The organism is Propionivibrio soli (assembly GCF_025770765.1).
Classification (GTDB): domain Bacteria; phylum Pseudomonadota; class Gammaproteobacteria; order Burkholderiales; family Rhodocyclaceae; genus Propionivibrio; species Propionivibrio soli.
In genome coordinates, this window is sequence record NZ_JANZKY010000003.1 from 58,970 (window position 1) to 73,053 (window position 14,084).

Below are 14,084 nucleotides of genomic sequence, written 5' to 3' on the forward strand. Positions count from 1 at the left end.
TCAGACGTCCGCCAAGGCCGCCGGAGCGCCAAGTCGCGAGGCGAGGCTTTGCAGTCCGAGCGGAACGAGCGCTGCGTCCAGGCGTTCGGGGCGCGCAGTCGCCAGTAGCGTTAGCCGGCCTTGACCGGAAACGCGTCCGGCAAGGCGGACGCACTGTCGCGCCACCGCATCGGCGACATCGACCAGCCGTGCTCGATCAGCCACGATTGGTGCGAGTACCGGCGCGAGGAAGGCATAGTGCGTGCATCCGAGCACGACGTGATCCGCACCGGCGTCGAGCGTCGGCGCCAGATGCCGGCTGGCGGATTCGGCGAACGCCGGGTCGTCGAGTTGCAGCGTCTCGACCTTGGTCGCCCAACCGGGGCACGGAACAACATCCACCCGCACCGTTCCCGCGTGACAACGGATGAGTCGTGCCAGGCGTTCGCTGTGCGCGGTGGAAACCGTGGCGAGTACCGCGATGCGGCCCGACTTGGAAGCGGCTACCGCCGGTTTGACTCCGGGTTCGACGCCGACAATCGGAATCGAGGGCAGGGTTTCGCGCAGGGTGGCAACCGCGGCGGCGGTCGCCGTATTGCAGGCGACGACGATCAGGCGGCAGCCGCGGTCGACAAGATGTTGGCCGATGCCCAGGACACGCCGCTGGATGTACGCATCGTCTTTGTCGCCGTAAGGCACGTGCGCGGTGTCGGCAAGGTAAGTGAGGTTGGCGTCCGGGAGCGCCTGCGTGATGGCCGAGAGTACGGAAAGTCCGCCGATACCGCTGTCGAAAACCCCGATCATGCGCCCTGCGCCTGCCGCCAATTCGAGCTTGGCGGGAGGCTTTCTGGAAGAATCATAGGCACTATTTTAGCCCATGGCGGGTCGGCCGGCGTCGTTGGCGATCCTGCCGGTCAAAGCGGTTTTTCGGCGGCGGCGACGGTTTGCTCGATCAAGGTGGCGATCGTCATCGGCCCGACACCGCCGGGCACCGGTGTGTAAGCCCCGCATCGAGTAAGCACCGACGACAGTTCGATGTCGCCGACGCCGCCCGGGTGGTAGCCGGCATCGACGACGACGGCGCCATCCTTGATCCAGTCCCCGCGAATGAATTCCGGCTTGCCGACTGCGCCGACAACGAGGTCAGCACGCCGGAGGATGTCAGGCAGGCCCTGTGTCCGCGAGTGGCAGATGGTGACAGTGGCGTCGGCATTCAGCAGCATCATGGCCATCGGCTTGCCTAGAATCGGACTACGACCGACGACCACCGCATTCTTGCCAGAGAGCGGTATCCGGTAGTGACTGAGAAGTTGCATGATGCCGGCGGGCGTCGCTGAACCGTACGCGTGTTCGCCCAGCGCCATGCGGCCGAAACCGCTGCTGGTGACGCCGTCCACGTCCTTGTCTATGGCGATGCGGTCGAAACACCGGCGCTCATCGATCTGATTCGGCACGGGGTGTTGGAGCAGAATGCCGTGGACCTGCGGGTCGGCGTTGAGCCGATCAATTTCTGCGACAAGCTCGTCCGTCGTCGTCGACTCCGGCAGTACGACTTTCAACGATTCCATGCCAACACGACGGCACGCGTTGCCCTTCATTTTGACGTAGGTGGCGGAGGCCGGGTCGTCGCCGACCAGAATGGTGGCCAGCACCGGGACCTTGTCACCGTTGCGTTCTCTGATTCGTGCTACACGTCGCGCAAGCTCGGTTTCGATCGATTGCGCGAGGGCCTTTCCATCCAGAACGATGCTCATTGGGTCTCTTTCAAATAGGAATGCGGAATCGCTGGGCAATGTCCTCGGGTCGGTTGCGCCTTAAGCCTTCCACTTCGGACTTACCGCAACAGGGCCATCGCGTACACGTCGCGGTACACGCCGTTGATCCGGCATGCCTTGCGCAGCGTACCTTCCAATTCGAAGCCGAAACGTTCATAGAGCGCTCGTGCATTGTCGTTGCCAGCCCACACGGAAAGCTCGATACGTGTGAGGCCATTGGCCCACGCTTTGTCGATGGCGGCTTGCATCAGGCGGGCACCGAGTCCCTGATGGCGGGCAGACGGCACCAGGCCGATGCCTAACGCCCCGATATGCGCGCGCGCTTGGCCAAGTTGTGGCGATATGTCGATCCAGCCGACGACTTCGTTGTCATTGAGCGCAACGAACTGTGGCCAGCCATAGCGCAGCAAGTCTCGGTAGAAGGCGAGCGATTGCTCCACCGGCGGCGCCTTGGTGAACGCCAGGTATTTTTCTTCGCGCGCGACGATGTCCACGGCGCGATGAATGCCAACGAGATGCCCTTCTTCGGTGGGTGCGACGATGTAGTTTTTCATGCCAGGTGTCCGGTCGAGAGTTCCGATTTCGCCTTGGGCCGACGCGCTTGTCAACGCCGAAGGGATTGCCGACGTTGATGACGTAAGAAGTCAGGTGGCCGGAAAGCGAATCTCGGCGGCGGGTAGGGGAATAGCGCGTGGGCCAAAACTCGAAATACCGGCCAGCGTTACGTTATGGTGTGCCGTGATTTGAGCGGCGGTCAGGATGGCATTGTCTACGGTGGAGTGGCCGTCCGCGACAAGGGTTACAGGATATCCAAGCGCCAAGGCGCGACGAGTTGTGGTGTCGATGCAGAAGTCGCTTTGCAGTCCGCAGATTGTCAAGTGCGTGACGTCGTGGGTACGGAGCAGGGTATCTAGCTCGGTGCGAAGAAACGAATCGGGCGTGGTTTTTCGTAAGCGCAGATCCGTTGGCGCGGTGATCAGTCCGTCGGCGAGTTGCCAAGCATCGGAGCCGTAGGCGAGAAGGCCGCCGGGTGACTCGTGCTGAACGACCACGATCGGCACGCCCGCTTGGCGCGCGCGGCGCGACACGAAGTTGCTGCGGTCGATCACGCGGGGCTTCGAAGGCCGCTCCATCTCCATGGCAAAGGCCTTGCTGTACGTCGACGATGAGAAGGGCGGTTGTTATGTTCAATTGGGTCTGTTCTGAAGAAAAGTTCTCTGTTCTTGGGCCTGGTGCTGAAAGGAGGTACTGAGATTTTTAATTCCACCCGAACCGGCCGGTGGAACTACACTGTCGCCGTCCTGCCGTTTTTCCATGTACCAAGGCGCGACGACAATTCAATCAGCATGAAGGAGGAAAACTATCATGTCATCCCTTGTCATGTCACCCCGCGTGACCGCAATTGCTCTGGCCTTGACGGTTGCTTTCGCGGTCCCGTTGCACGCTTGGTCCCAGACGTCTACGACCTCTACTCGTACGGCCAGCCAAACCCCCGAATCGCAGCTTGTTTCCGAGTACAGCAGCTTCGCCGGATCGCGGCAGAATGCTCAGTCGCTGGTGTCCGGCCTGCGGGATGGCAAGAGCATCACCTTGACGGCCAGCCCGACAAGCCCGAATCCCTCGGCGCCCCCGGCTACCTTCACGCCGGCAACGAGCAAACTCGGGTACGGCAACATCAATATCGCGCTATCGCTTGCCAAAGCGGACCTTGCGAAGCAAGGCATTGCGAACCCGACGCCGTCGCAGTTAGCCGCGGCGCTCAATGGCGGTGTGATTTCGACCACCGTGGGAACCTTCAATATGGAAGGCGTGCTGGCTCAACGCCAGGCCGGCATGGGTTGGGGGAAGATTGCCAACGACATGGGAGTCAAACTTGGGTCGGTCGTCAGTGCTTCGAAGACGGACAAGGCGGGCAGCAAGAAAGATTCCACCGTTGCTTCCGCCAAATCGGCTTCAAGCAACGCCTCGGCACATGGGAAATCGGGTCAGTCCAACGCGAGCGGCAACAAAGGCGGGCTGGCGAGCGCCGACGGTAAATCCAGCAGCGGCGCAGGTCAAGGCGGTGGGAATAGTGGTGGCGGAGGGCATGGAGGTGGTAACGGTGGTGGTAACGGTGGTGGTGGCGGTGGTGGTGGTGGTGGTGGCGGTGGTGGTGGCGGTGGTGGTGGTGGCGGTGGTGGCGGTGGTGGCGGTGGTGGCGGTGGTGGCGGTGGCGGTGGCGGTGGCGGCGGTGGCGGTGGCGGCGGCGGCAACAAGTAGGATATTTCTCCAAGCCCCCCGCCTTTCTTGATGACGGGGGAGCGCAAAGTGGCGGGGCGCCGAGCGCCAACGGTGTCCGATTTCTTCCGACCTTGTCGACAACCCTCGCGCTGGTATGAGCCCGAGCCGAGGTGCCAGCCGAAGCCGAAAAACTATCAACCGGGGTTGCGCCTCCAGGTAGCGCTTGAAGCTCGTCTTGCAGGCAAAGTTGGGACAGCGGCTCCTCGGGGCGCCCGTCTCTCGGTCTATCGGTGTTCGTCGCCTCCGACGCGCTTTAGGTGCTCATCGGTTCCGAGCGTTTTCCCCGGATGAGTTGCATCCCAACGGCTTACTCATTTTCCGTCACGCGTCGAATAACGCGGCACGGATTCCCGGCGGCCAGAACGCCAGATGGGACATCTCGCGTGACAACACTCCCTGCGCCGATCACCGCGCCAGCACCGATCCGCACGCCGGGACAGACGATCGCCCCGCCGCCAATCCATACGTCATCCCCGATCGTTATGGGTCGGCCGAATTCCAACCCGGTTTTTCTTTGCTTGGCCGAAAGCGGATGGCAGGCGGTATACAGATGTACACCGGGGCCGATCAACACATCGTTCCCGATGCTGATCGGCATGACGTCGAGGAGCACGCAATTGACGTTGAAATAGACGTTCGAACCCAGGCGCAGGTTATAGCCGTAATCGCAAACGAATGGGGTGTTGATCTTGACTGAGACCACAGCACCAAGCAGAGCTTCCAGCAGCCGCGCTTTTGCTTGGGTGGCTCCGGGAGACAGGCTGTTAAGTCGTTGGCAGATTGCGCGCGCTCGGACCCGGTCGGATTTCAGCTCGGGATCGCCAGGGTCGTATAACTCGCCGGCGAGCATCTTTTCTTTTTCGGTAGACATCTTCAACGCTCCAACTTCATGCGTCGTGAAATGCAGCGAACAATGGCAGGCGAACGATGACAGAATAGTTGGTCATATGTCGCTTCGGCCATCAAGTACGAGGGATTGTTGACGTCCGTGCGCATGGATTCATGCGAGCCCCCACAGTTCCTGGGCGGCTTCTGAAGATGCCGCGCATTGCCCGACTTCCCGCTCGGTTTCGGCTATGAACTCCGCCGAGGCGGCTCCGGACTTCACGATCGCGATACGTTGTATGAGTTCGCCTACGGCGTACCAGTCCCGGTCCGAGATGACGCGATGCTCTGCCGGCGTGCCCAAGCGGGCGAACGCATCCGCTTCGCCCGCGAAACGCGCATAGATTCTCAGCATCGCCTCCGTAATCACCATTGCACCATCACTTTTCTCCATCGGCGCTCCAGCTTGCCGGGGCAATGCCTACATTAAATGACTACACGTGCACCGTATAACTCAATGTCAGTTCATCGCCCGGCTGGCCACGGATACCCCAGTTTTCTCTCGGCGTTTCGAACAGAGTGATTTCTAGATCCTGTGGTCCGATACCGCAGGCTTCGTTGACGTTACGGTAAAGTGCCCCGATCAGAGCCTTCTTGGCCGCGGTCGATCGCCCGGCGAACATCGAAATCTCGATAATCGTATAGCTCGGTGAGCGATCGCTGGGGTAGATGAAGTCCGCTTCTTCCAAGGCGATGAAGCGTTGGAAGCGCTTTTCCGTAGGATAGTCGAGCGCTTCCACGATGGCTTGGTGGATTGCCTCTGAAAGTTTATATCTGTGCGTATCGAGCGATGCGCGGAGACCGAATACTTTCACTTGGGCCATGCTTTGTTTCCTTGTTGCGATTCGTTGGTCTGTGTCCTCTATCTATCTGGCCGCTGCTTCGGCGGTTGTCAGGCGGCGACGTCCGGAAGGTGCCGCAACATCTCCTCGATGGTGGTGTGGGCTTCGAGAGTTTCGACTACGCAGGGCAGCGGATTCGGCAGAATCTGGGGAAAGTCGTGCTCCGTCGGTGGGCGAACGGCGAAGGCCAACGCTTCGGCGGGCGGCGTAAAAGCGGCGTTGATGCCCGGCTTGTTGCCGCGCGCGTCGATCCGGTACCAGCCGTATCCGTCAAGATAGACCGCGTTCAGCCCGTGCAAGCAATACGGAGCACCTTGCTCTCCGATGGAGAGCCGCTGATAACAAAGGCCGGCCGGTAGACCGTTCGCGCGCAACAGCGCGGCTAGCAGATGGCTCTTCGCGTAGCAGAAGCCGGTCCCGTGGCGTAGGACGTCCGAAGCCTTGCATGTGATCGGGCCGAGCATGAAATCGACGCTGTGCTTGATTTCGTCGCGGACGAATTCGAAACAACGCCGCGCGATTTCCGTGCGCGACGAAGCGCTGTGGGCGAGCGCGGCGGCCTTCGCCGCAACGGCCGGGTCGTCGAAGTCGACATACTTGCTGACGGATAGGAACGGGCCTGCGTCAACAAGGCTCATGGCGTTTGTCCGGTGCATATCGCTCGGTAGGTGTTGAGTTTGCCGGCGAAGACTTCGCCCGGCGGCCAGTCTGCCTCGTCGATCTTGCTGATGGACCCGAAGCCGTACGCCTGGAGCATGTCGCGGAACTCGTTTTCGCGATAGGCCTTCGATGACGACCCGTATTCGGTGACTCTGCCCGTTGTTTCAACGATCAGGTAGCGGGTCGTCGCTGTGGTCGACGCTTCGTCCCAAAAATGTTCCTGCAGGCAAAGATGCGGCGCCGGGCAGAACAAACCCGAGGAGAGCGCTTCCCAGGTTGCCGGTTGTCGTCCTTGCTCGGCGATGGTTTCGAAGGGACTGAATTCGAGCAGCAGGGTACCGCCCGGCATTAATGCTCCGGCTGCTTTGGCTAGCAAATCTTGTGCGTCGCTTTTTCGGAAGACGTTGAATTCGCCGAACAGCATCATGACGAGATCAAAACGACCTTCAGGAACGTAGTCGCGAATGTCGGCCAGCATGTACTGAACGGAGAGCTTGTCTCTTCGCGCCGTCTCCTGAGCGTGAGCGATGGAGGCGGGCGAGAAGTCGACCCCTACGCAGTCATGGCCGAGTTGGGCGAGCGCCTTTGTGTAGAGCCCCGGACCGCAGCCGAGGTCGAGCACTCGGGAAGCTCTCTCAAGAAACCGGTCGATACAGGCGATATGGCGACTGACCAGCGCTTGGCGGCGACTCGCCCAGTCGTGCTCTTGCGATAAGTGATACCGCAGCATCCGCCCGCTGAAGGCCGCATCGTTCCAGGGAATCTTCTCGCCGCATCCCCATGGTGCGGCGGGGATTGTTCTCGAAATGATGTTGCCGAGTTCCATGGCGTGATTGTCTTCTGCCGTAGGAGGCATGTACCCGCCAGTGTTCTTTTGTTCCGTATGACCGCTCATGCCGGCGGTGTCAGCCGGTCGTTGTTCCTCACTGTCCCTCCGCCAATTACCTGCGCATAAATTCCCATGTAGTTGTGGCCGAACTCGCGCACGAGCAGTCGAGGGATGTCGAGGTCGCGCTCGGCGGTGGCCGGGTTGACGGAGGTGGCCGGGCAACGCGTAATCGGGGAGACGACTTTCAAACGCGCTTCACCGACGACGATCTCTGCATCGACCCAGCTCAACTCGTTCCAGGCGGGAGCGCCGTCGAAGTAAAAATTGGCGCGAAACCGGAGCGGGTCCACGCTCATTTGCGCCGGTTCTTCGAGGGCTCGCACGCTGGCGAGGTTTACGAGTGAGATGTACTTGTATGTCGTCGAATTTGGTTTTTGCTTTGCGTCCGAAAAGGTGTGGCCTGGAGCTTCGACAATATGTGGCCGCCCGCCCGGGTGGTTGGCCAAGAATTCGGCAAAGAACGCTTCAGCTTTCTTCCGTCCCTCGGGCTGGACGAGGCTTGCATCGAGTACGGCGCGGCCCGCCTGCTCGATCCTCAAATGGCCGGTGGTGTCGTCAAAGCGTGTGTTGAGCTGCGCCAGCTTTTCGTCCTGCATCAACATGAAGAAGCGCGTTTTGGGCAGCCACACCGGGTTGTTCGGATCGATATGCGTCGCCGTGTGGGCGATCGCAAAGCGTCGATCGTGAGGCAGGGCTTCTCCGGCCTTCAGTTCGGTCTGGCTTAGCGACTCGGCACTTAGTCCTTTGATCGGGTAACGGTAAATGGCGTCGATGGCAATTGGCATCATGGTCCTCGTTCAGAACAGCGGCAACGTCACCGCGAGAAAATCTCGGTATCCCTGATCAGACGTAAGTGTCATCGCAATGCTGTAAAGATGGCAAGTCGCGTTGATGACAGCGCGTGACGATCGTGAAGTTGTCCCTCTTGATGAAGAGGTGACCTTTTCCGTCTTGTCATCGCGGGCCGCAGAAAAACTCAAACTCGATAAACCAGAAGGTCTGGATGAAAAAACTGAAGATTGTGTGGGTTGTGACTTGCTCTCCAGCATCATTGTCGACGCTTGGCGCGGCGGTCTGCTCGACGAGTTGGAATTCTTCGGCTGCGTGAGCCGTACGGCGGCTCCAGCCAGAAGCTCTGGCGACCAAGGCGAGGTGTGGACTGTGCGCAGACGTTGAGGATCTGCTCGCGAAGAAGCCGGACTGTGAAGCGAAGACCGAGGTCTTCTTCGGTACCGCCAAGGATGCTATCGCGCCTTTCCCGACCAAGGGCACTGTCGCGGTGGCAACCGTCCTATGTACGGCGGGTGTGGATAAGACGGCGGTGACGATGCACAGCGTCCCAGGATTCGAAGGGGACGATCACCGCATTGAAGTAGTTGGCGATGAGGTACGAGCCGTTGTCGATATCCATTCGCGGACAAGCGTGATCGCGGGTTGGAGTGTCGTCGCCTTGCTGCGCAATCTGGCCTCACCGATCGTTTCTTGACCGGCATAACGACGAGGACGGAGTTCGCGACGATGAAGACCGAAGGCCAAGGCTGGCTTTGCGGGAGGATTGGAAAACACCTCGGGAGTTTGCGCACCCGAGATGATTTCCTGCTGCCATCGTTTGCGCCTTAGCGCTCCAGGAGCGGGGCTGAACGATAGCTCCATAGGCCATAGGTGCGCAGGGCGTCGCGGTAGATGCCGAGGAGTTCGCCGGCGCTTGCTTTAGCCAGTTCGGGTAGTGGCTTGTCAGGATAGCTCACGCTTTGAATACGGATGTTTGCGGGGCCGCTTTGCCAGCAGGCGATTTCCAGCAGGGCTTGTCCGCGGCGTACGTGGCTGGCCGAGCTCACCAGCGTGGCGCTGTCGATCCTGTGGCGCGCGAGGGCGTAGGCGCTGAAGAGCGCATTGTCTACGGTGCTTGTGGCGTAGTTTTCCTCGATGACCCGATCCCGGCCGATACCGTGTTGTACGAGCCAGTCGGCCATCAGCTTGCCTTCCGTCTTGCGATTCTGAGGTACGCCGCCGGTCACGATGATCAATGCATCGGGATCCGCCTTGGCCAGGGCAAGGGTGGTCTCGAGGCGGCCGACCAGAATTTCGTGCATGCTGCCATCCGGGTTGAGCGCGTAACCCAAAGCGACGATGGCCCGCCGGCCTTTCTCGGTTGGACCGGCTTGCGTCGTGAGTGGGGTGCGGACGATGCGGTCCACCGTGTCGAAGATGCGCTGCAGATCCGCCGCGCGGCCGGCATTCAGCTCGCTCACCCGCTTCAAGTAAGCCGTCGCCGCCTCGTTCTGCTTGAAACGTTGCCACACGGCGAGGTAAGAGTTGACGTCCACATCGTCCGGCGCGACCGACAGCGCTTTTTCGAACAGGGAGATCGCTCTCTCCACGTTGCCGTTATAGATCTGGGCGTTGGCGGCGGAGATCAGGAGATCCGTCCGGTAAGGTTCGAGCTGGTAGGCCTCCAAAAGACGATCGGTAACCAACTCCATGTTGCTTGGCATCTTGGCGGTGAAGCCGGCGGTGGAAATGCGGGCCGGTGCTTTCAGGGATTGCAAGGCGTCGGCCAACAATTGATCCACTATCTGGCGCCTGCTGATCAGGCGACCGTAATCCGCGGTATCCGCCTGTACCTGTACGCTGTGGCTCGGTGCCGCGACGTCGGACTCGGAACGAGCAAACGAGAGGTTCGGTGCGAACGCGAGGAGGGCGCTCAATGCGAGCGCGATCAGCCCATTTTTCTTGTTCATCAGCATCTCCTTGGGATAAGAAACTTGGTGTGGGCCGGCGCAGGTTCCATGTGACACGCCGCCGCGATATATCTGGGGTTAAAAGTAATACCAGTATCGTACCAGTGTTCTTCGGGTGTCAAGGGAGCATGTAACGGTGCGCAAGCAGTCTGATCCGAAGGTCGCGTTTGTTGCGGAGAGTGTCGGCGAGTCGCCGCCGCCGCGCCTTGTGCTTGCGGCTCTTACTGGTACTAGAGTGGTTTTTTTGCGACAGAGGGCAACAGCGTGGGCCCCGCACTGGAGGGATATCGCGACGCGAGCGAGTTATGAGTGCTTGTGGCGGCGGGTGCCTCGTCACTACGAGGCACCCTTTACCTGCTTCTTCCGTAACGATCATCGAGCCGCGATGACGACGATCTCGACCCGCATGTTCGGTGCGGCGAGCTTCGCTTCGATGCATGCACGCGCCGGGGCCGTGCCTGGAGGAACCCAGGCGTCCCAGACGGCATTCATGCCGGCGTAGTCTGCCATGTCGCGGAGGTAGATCGTGGTCAGCAGGAGGCGAGATTTGTCGCTGCCGGCCTGAGCAAGCAGGTTGTCGATGCTGGCCAGGACTTCACGCGTTTGTACGGTGATGTCCGCTTCCAGCGTTTGCGGGACTTCGACGAGATAGACGGTGTCGCCGTGGGCGACGACATCCGAGTAGCGGGTGGTGGTGCCGTGGCGTTCGATGCTCATGGTGTTCTCCAAGGGTGAGAAAAAGCCGGCGCATGGCCGGCTTTTGGTGTTTTGAAGCACCGGTGGTTACCGGTGCGACGGAGGATTAGTGCTTGTTGGCGAAGAGCGTCTCGACCGGGATCTTGCCGATTTTCTGGCACCATTCCTGGGGGCCGGTGGTATGCACTGAGGTTCCGTTGGAGTCGACCGCGACCGTCACCGGCATGTCCTGCAGGTCGAACTCGTAGATCGCTTCCATGCCGAGGTCTGCGAATGCCACGACCTTGGCCGCCTTGATCGCTTTCGCTACCAGATAGGCCGCGCCGCCGACGGCCATCAGATAAGCCGACTTGTTGTCCTTGATTGCGGCAATCGCCGTCGAACCCCGCTCGGACTTGCCGACCATGGAGATGAGACCCGTCTTCTCGAGCATCATGCGGGTGAACTTGTCCATGCGAGTGGCGGTCGTCGGGCCGGCCGGGCCGACCACTTCGTCGCCGACTGGATCGACCGGGCCGACGTAGTAAATCACGCGGTTGGTGAAGTCGACCGGCAGCTTCTCGCCCTTGGCCAGCATGTCCTGGATGCGCTTGTGTGCGGCATCGCGGCCGGTGAGCATTTTGCCGTTGAGCAGCAGCTTCTGGCCCGGCTTCCACGCGGCGACCTGTTCCTTGGTCAGCGTGTTGAGGTCGACGCGCGTAGCCGACTTGAGGTCGGGCGTCCAGGTGACGGCAGGCCAGTCGGAGAGCTTCGGCGGTTCGAGCTTGGCCGGGCCGCTACCGTCGAGGTGGAAATGCACGTGGCGCGTCGCGGCGCAGTTCGGCACCAGGGCAACCGGCAGGTTCGCCGCATGGCACGGGTAGTCGAGCACCTTGACGTCGAGCACGGTGGTTAGGCCACCGAGCCCTTGCGCGCCGATACCGAGCGCATTTACCTTTTCGTAGATTTCCAGGCGCAGTTCTTCGGCGCGCGTGAGCTTGGCGCCTGTCTTGGCAAATTCGGCCGCCTTGGCTTTCAACTCATGGATGTTGCACGGCGCCATGATCGATTCCTTGGCCAGCAGCATCGCCTTTTCCGGCGTGCCGCCAATGCCGACCCCGATGATGCCGGGCGGACACCAGCCGGCGCCCATCGTCGGCACCGTCTTGAGAATCCAGTCGACGAGGTCGTCGGACGGGTTGAGCATGGCGAACTTGGACTTGGCTTCCGAACCGCCACCCTTGGCGGCGCAGATGACTTCGACGTGGTCGCCCGGAACGATTTCGTAATGCACGACAGCCGGGGTGTTGTCCTTGGTGTTCTTGCGGGCGCCGGCCGGATCGGCGAGAACCGAGGCGCGCAGCGGGTTGGCCGGGTCATTGTAGGCGCGCTTGACGCCTTCGTTCACCATCTCCTGCAGGCTCATCGTGGCGTCGTCCCAGCGCACGTTCATGCCGACCTTGAGGAAGACCATGCCGATTCCCGTGTCCTGGCAGATCGGGCGATGTCCTTCTGCAGACATGCGCGAGTTGGTCAGGATCTGGGCGATGGCGTCCTTGGCCGCGGGCGATTCTTCGCGCTCGTACGCTTCGCCGAGCGCCTTGATGAAGTCGAGCGGATGGTAGTAGCTGATGAACTGAAAGGCATCGGCGATGCTCTGGATCAGGTCTTCCTGTTTGATGGCAGTCATTTCGGATTTCTTTCGAAGGTTGAGAAGAACAGATTAAAAATCAATGTCGTTATTCGGTGGGGCGGGCCGTCAAAGCAGGCCGGGCGGCGCCATAAATGGCGCCGCGATCAACGGGGGATTCTACCATCAAGGCCGCTTCGTCAAGGGCTCGCACATTCCCTGACGCGTTCGTCGCCTGCTTTGCCGCAGGGTGTCGCAGTCCCCGGCTTGGGGTGCGGCGTACCGGCTTCGTCCATCTCGGCGGCGACGGTGTCCCACTCCACCAGACCTCGCGGGTCGAGCGTAAGACGCAGCAGCCAGCCACGCTTGGCCTCCAGGTAGTCGAAACCGTCGAAAACGAAGTTGCCGAGGCTATACACGATCAGCTTGCCCCGGTAGTACTCGGCGGTCTGCGTGACGTGCGGATGTCCTCCGACGACGAGGTCGGCGCCCGCATCGATCATCCGGCGCGCCAACTGGCGTTGCCGTTCACTGGGCGTCGTTTCGCGTTCCCAGCCCCAATGCATGAAAGGGATGACGAGATCGGCCCCCGCGGCTCGAGCGGCGCGGATGTCGCTGACGACGTGGCTGTCTTCGCTCCAGGCTACGCCGGGGTAATCGGCACCGGCTTCGAACGAGCGGGGTTTGAATTCGTTGTAACCCAACACAGCGATGCGCAGGCCGCGGCGCTCGATCCACAGCGGAGCGTGGGCTTCGCTCAGGTTCTTGCCGCCGCCGAAGTGGTGGATGCCCGCGGATTCGAGGTGGCCGAGCGTTTCGACGAACGCCTGCTTGCCGTAGTCGCTCGAATGGTTGTTCGATACCGCCATGGCGTCGAAGCGTCCTTTGAGGACGGAAACCGAACGTGGGTCGGCCCGGAAGGCGAAGAGCTTGCTCTCGTGCGCCTTGCCGGTGCTCGCGATCGGGCATTCGAGATTGCCGATCGTGTAGTCGGCATCTCGCAGATAGGCGGCGAACGGAGCCAGCGGGTCGCCGCCTGCGGCGATCGTTTTCCCCGGGCCATCGTCAAGCATCACGTCGCCAGCAAAGATCAACCGGATGGACTCGGCGTCGGCCGGTCCGGCGAGCATGCTCGCGCACACGCAGGCCAGGAAGAATCGTGACAGGCGGCGCGTCATCGAGTCCCTCCGTTCAGGCGGTGTTTCGACGTAGTTGAGTGACGGCTCGCCTCGCACCAATACTGAAGTTCGCCATCGCGCGTCGGTTCGTACACGGCATGCAGTCCGGTAAAGCCGTGCGGTGCATTGGGCGATTGCCTTGGCGGATAGGGATAGGTTCCCTGGTGGATCAGCACCGGGCCGTCATCGCGGTCGGCGTAGGTGTAGACCTTGACCGAGGCAATGTCAGCAGGCCGGTCCTGGACCACCACGCGAAACTGAAAATACGACCCCACCTGAATGCTCTTGACCGTATATGGCGAGGGAACAGGCGATGCCTCGATTCGTTTCGTTTCCCCGCCGTAGGTGTAGTGGCAGGTAACGGGCTGGCTCGCCGCCTGAACGGAGAATACGAACAGGCACAGCGTGCCGGCAAGCGCGGTAAAGAGGTTTGAGCGATGCGGTCGCGGCCCGTATCCGGTCGGCGACGCACGGAAGATTCGTGATGATGGCATGGCGCGATCAATACGGTGAATGCTCGCCCGATTCAGGGCTGGAGAGGGTAAGGCGC

The 14,084-nt window shown here is 61.1% G+C and carries 18 protein-coding genes; 3 read left to right on the forward strand and 15 right to left on the reverse strand.

All coding sequences use genetic code 11. From position 1 onward, the window contains the following. From murI to NZ453_RS04000, 4 genes are all read right to left on the reverse strand, one after another. Entirely contained in the window at positions 1–783 is a 783-nt protein-coding gene (murI, locus tag NZ453_RS03985; protein WP_263769086.1) for a glutamate racemase, read from the reverse strand. 110 nt (positions 784–893) lie between these two features. Then, a complete protein-coding gene (gene folD, locus NZ453_RS03990; protein WP_263769087.1) occupies positions 894–1,733 on the reverse strand; it encodes a bifunctional methylenetetrahydrofolate dehydrogenase/methenyltetrahydrofolate cyclohydrolase FolD in 840 nt (279 codons plus the stop codon). A gap of 80 nt (positions 1,734–1,813) precedes the next feature. Continuing rightward, complete coding sequence (locus NZ453_RS03995; RefSeq protein WP_263769088.1) at positions 1,814–2,308, reverse strand: GNAT family N-acetyltransferase; 495 nt, start codon at positions 2,306–2,308, stop codon at positions 1,814–1,816. Between the two features lie 90 nt (positions 2,309–2,398). Then, the gene (locus NZ453_RS04000) at positions 2,399–2,893 is read right to left on the reverse strand and encodes a cysteine hydrolase family protein (RefSeq protein WP_338051140.1); all 495 of its coding nucleotides are present in this window, start codon (positions 2,891–2,893) and stop codon (positions 2,399–2,401) included. A gap of 226 nt (positions 2,894–3,119) precedes the next feature. On the opposite strand from NZ453_RS04000, the gene NZ453_RS04005 reads away from it, so the two are divergent. After that, positions 3,120–4,013 (forward strand): hypothetical protein, encoded by an 894-nt coding sequence (locus NZ453_RS04005; protein ID WP_263769089.1) that lies wholly within the window; start codon positions 3,120–3,122, stop codon positions 4,011–4,013. A 328-nt stretch (positions 4,014–4,341) separates the two neighbouring features. Here the strand turns inward: NZ453_RS04005 and NZ453_RS04010 are convergent, their stop codons facing one another. The 6 genes from NZ453_RS04010 to NZ453_RS04035 form a co-directional block, all read right to left on the reverse strand. Then, positions 4,342–4,884: a sugar O-acetyltransferase gene (locus NZ453_RS04010; RefSeq protein ID WP_275983056.1), complete on the reverse strand. Its 543-nt coding sequence runs from the start codon at positions 4,882–4,884 to the stop codon at positions 4,342–4,344. 150 nt (positions 4,885–5,034) lie between these two features. After that, positions 5,035–5,313 (reverse strand): hypothetical protein, encoded by a 279-nt coding sequence (locus NZ453_RS04015; protein WP_263769091.1) that lies wholly within the window; start codon positions 5,311–5,313, stop codon positions 5,035–5,037. A 40-nt stretch (positions 5,314–5,353) separates the two neighbouring features. After that, positions 5,354–5,743: a tautomerase family protein gene (locus NZ453_RS04020; protein WP_263769092.1), complete on the reverse strand. Its 390-nt coding sequence runs from the start codon at positions 5,741–5,743 to the stop codon at positions 5,354–5,356. A 68-nt stretch (positions 5,744–5,811) separates the two neighbouring features. After that, positions 5,812–6,399, reverse strand: coding sequence for a transglutaminase-like domain-containing protein (locus NZ453_RS04025; RefSeq protein ID WP_263769093.1), 588 nt, complete (start codon positions 6,397–6,399; stop codon positions 5,812–5,814). Then, complete coding sequence (locus NZ453_RS04030; protein ID WP_263769094.1) at positions 6,396–7,277, reverse strand: class I SAM-dependent methyltransferase; 882 nt, start codon at positions 7,275–7,277, stop codon at positions 6,396–6,398. Before NZ453_RS04030 ends, NZ453_RS04025 begins: the two co-directional genes overlap by 4 nt. A gap of 35 nt (positions 7,278–7,312) precedes the next feature. After that, the gene (locus NZ453_RS04035) at positions 7,313–8,098 is read right to left on the reverse strand and encodes an MOSC domain-containing protein (RefSeq protein ID WP_263769095.1); all 786 of its coding nucleotides are present in this window, start codon (positions 8,096–8,098) and stop codon (positions 7,313–7,315) included. 103 nt (positions 8,099–8,201) lie between these two features. On the opposite strand from NZ453_RS04035, the gene NZ453_RS04040 reads away from it, so the two are divergent. Both NZ453_RS04040 and NZ453_RS04045 read left to right on the forward strand, forming a co-directional pair. Next, complete coding sequence (locus NZ453_RS04040) at positions 8,202–8,486, forward strand: hypothetical protein (protein ID WP_263769096.1); 285 nt, start codon at positions 8,202–8,204, stop codon at positions 8,484–8,486. A gap of 4 nt (positions 8,487–8,490) precedes the next feature. After that, positions 8,491–8,796, forward strand: coding sequence for an aspartate dehydrogenase domain-containing protein (locus NZ453_RS04045; protein WP_263769343.1), 306 nt, complete (start codon positions 8,491–8,493; stop codon positions 8,794–8,796). 130 nt (positions 8,797–8,926) lie between these two features. Here the strand turns inward: NZ453_RS04045 and NZ453_RS04050 are convergent, their stop codons facing one another. From NZ453_RS04050 to NZ453_RS04070, 5 genes are all read right to left on the reverse strand, one after another. Beyond that, positions 8,927–10,051 (reverse strand): YdcF family protein, encoded by a 1,125-nt coding sequence (locus NZ453_RS04050; RefSeq protein ID WP_263769097.1) that lies wholly within the window; start codon positions 10,049–10,051, stop codon positions 8,927–8,929. Between the two features lie 372 nt (positions 10,052–10,423). Further along, positions 10,424–10,768, reverse strand: a complete 345-nt coding sequence (locus tag NZ453_RS04055; RefSeq protein ID WP_263769098.1) for a RidA family protein — start codon at positions 10,766–10,768, stop codon at positions 10,424–10,426. 85 nt (positions 10,769–10,853) lie between these two features. Next, the gene (locus NZ453_RS04060) at positions 10,854–12,416 is read right to left on the reverse strand and encodes a fumarate hydratase (protein ID WP_263769099.1); all 1,563 of its coding nucleotides are present in this window, start codon (positions 12,414–12,416) and stop codon (positions 10,854–10,856) included. A 140-nt stretch (positions 12,417–12,556) separates the two neighbouring features. Then, positions 12,557–13,534, reverse strand: a complete 978-nt coding sequence (locus tag NZ453_RS04065) for a CapA family protein (protein ID WP_263769100.1) — start codon at positions 13,532–13,534, stop codon at positions 12,557–12,559. Further along, entirely contained in the window at positions 13,531–14,028 is a 498-nt protein-coding gene (locus NZ453_RS04070; RefSeq protein WP_263769101.1) for a hypothetical protein, read from the reverse strand. The genes NZ453_RS04065 and NZ453_RS04070 overlap by 4 nt, the downstream gene beginning before the upstream one ends. Positions 14,029–14,084: the final 56 nt, after the last annotated feature.

Coding starts and splice junctions, on each gene's coding strand:
- murI (WP_263769086.1), bottom strand. CDS start 783: ATGATCGGGGTTTTCGACAGCGGTATCGGCGGACTTTCCGTACTCTCG.
- folD (WP_263769087.1), bottom strand. CDS start 1,733: ATGAGCATCGTTCTGGATGGAAAGGCCCTCGCGCAATCGATCGAAACC.
- NZ453_RS03995 (WP_263769088.1), bottom strand. CDS start 2,308: ATGAAAAACTACATCGTCGCACCCACCGAAGAAGGGCATCTCGTTGGC.
- NZ453_RS04000 (WP_338051140.1), bottom strand. CDS start 2,893: ATGGAGATGGAGCGGCCTTCGAAGCCCCGCGTGATCGACCGCAGCAAC.
- NZ453_RS04005 (WP_263769089.1), top strand. CDS start 3,120: ATGTCATCCCTTGTCATGTCACCCCGCGTGACCGCAATTGCTCTGGCC.
- NZ453_RS04010 (WP_275983056.1), bottom strand. CDS start 4,884: ATGCTCGCCGGCGAGTTATACGACCCTGGCGATCCCGAGCTGAAATCC.
- NZ453_RS04015 (WP_263769091.1), bottom strand. CDS start 5,313: ATGGAGAAAAGTGATGGTGCAATGGTGATTACGGAGGCGATGCTGAGA.
- NZ453_RS04020 (WP_263769092.1), bottom strand. CDS start 5,743: ATGGCCCAAGTGAAAGTATTCGGTCTCCGCGCATCGCTCGATACGCAC.
- NZ453_RS04025 (WP_263769093.1), bottom strand. CDS start 6,399: ATGAGCCTTGTTGACGCAGGCCCGTTCCTATCCGTCAGCAAGTATGTC.
- NZ453_RS04030 (WP_263769094.1), bottom strand. CDS start 7,277: ATGCCTCCTACGGCAGAAGACAATCACGCCATGGAACTCGGCAACATC.
- NZ453_RS04035 (WP_263769095.1), bottom strand. CDS start 8,098: ATGATGCCAATTGCCATCGACGCCATTTACCGTTACCCGATCAAAGGA.
- NZ453_RS04040 (WP_263769096.1), top strand. CDS start 8,202: ATGACAGCGCGTGACGATCGTGAAGTTGTCCCTCTTGATGAAGAGGTG.
- NZ453_RS04050 (WP_263769097.1), bottom strand. CDS start 10,051: ATGAACAAGAAAAATGGGCTGATCGCGCTCGCATTGAGCGCCCTCCTC.
- NZ453_RS04055 (WP_263769098.1), bottom strand. CDS start 10,768: ATGAGCATCGAACGCCACGGCACCACCACCCGCTACTCGGATGTCGTC.
- NZ453_RS04060 (WP_263769099.1), bottom strand. CDS start 12,416: ATGACTGCCATCAAACAGGAAGACCTGATCCAGAGCATCGCCGATGCC.
- NZ453_RS04065 (WP_263769100.1), bottom strand. CDS start 13,534: ATGACGCGCCGCCTGTCACGATTCTTCCTGGCCTGCGTGTGCGCGAGC.
- NZ453_RS04070 (WP_263769101.1), bottom strand. CDS start 14,028: ATGCCATCATCACGAATCTTCCGTGCGTCGCCGACCGGATACGGGCCG.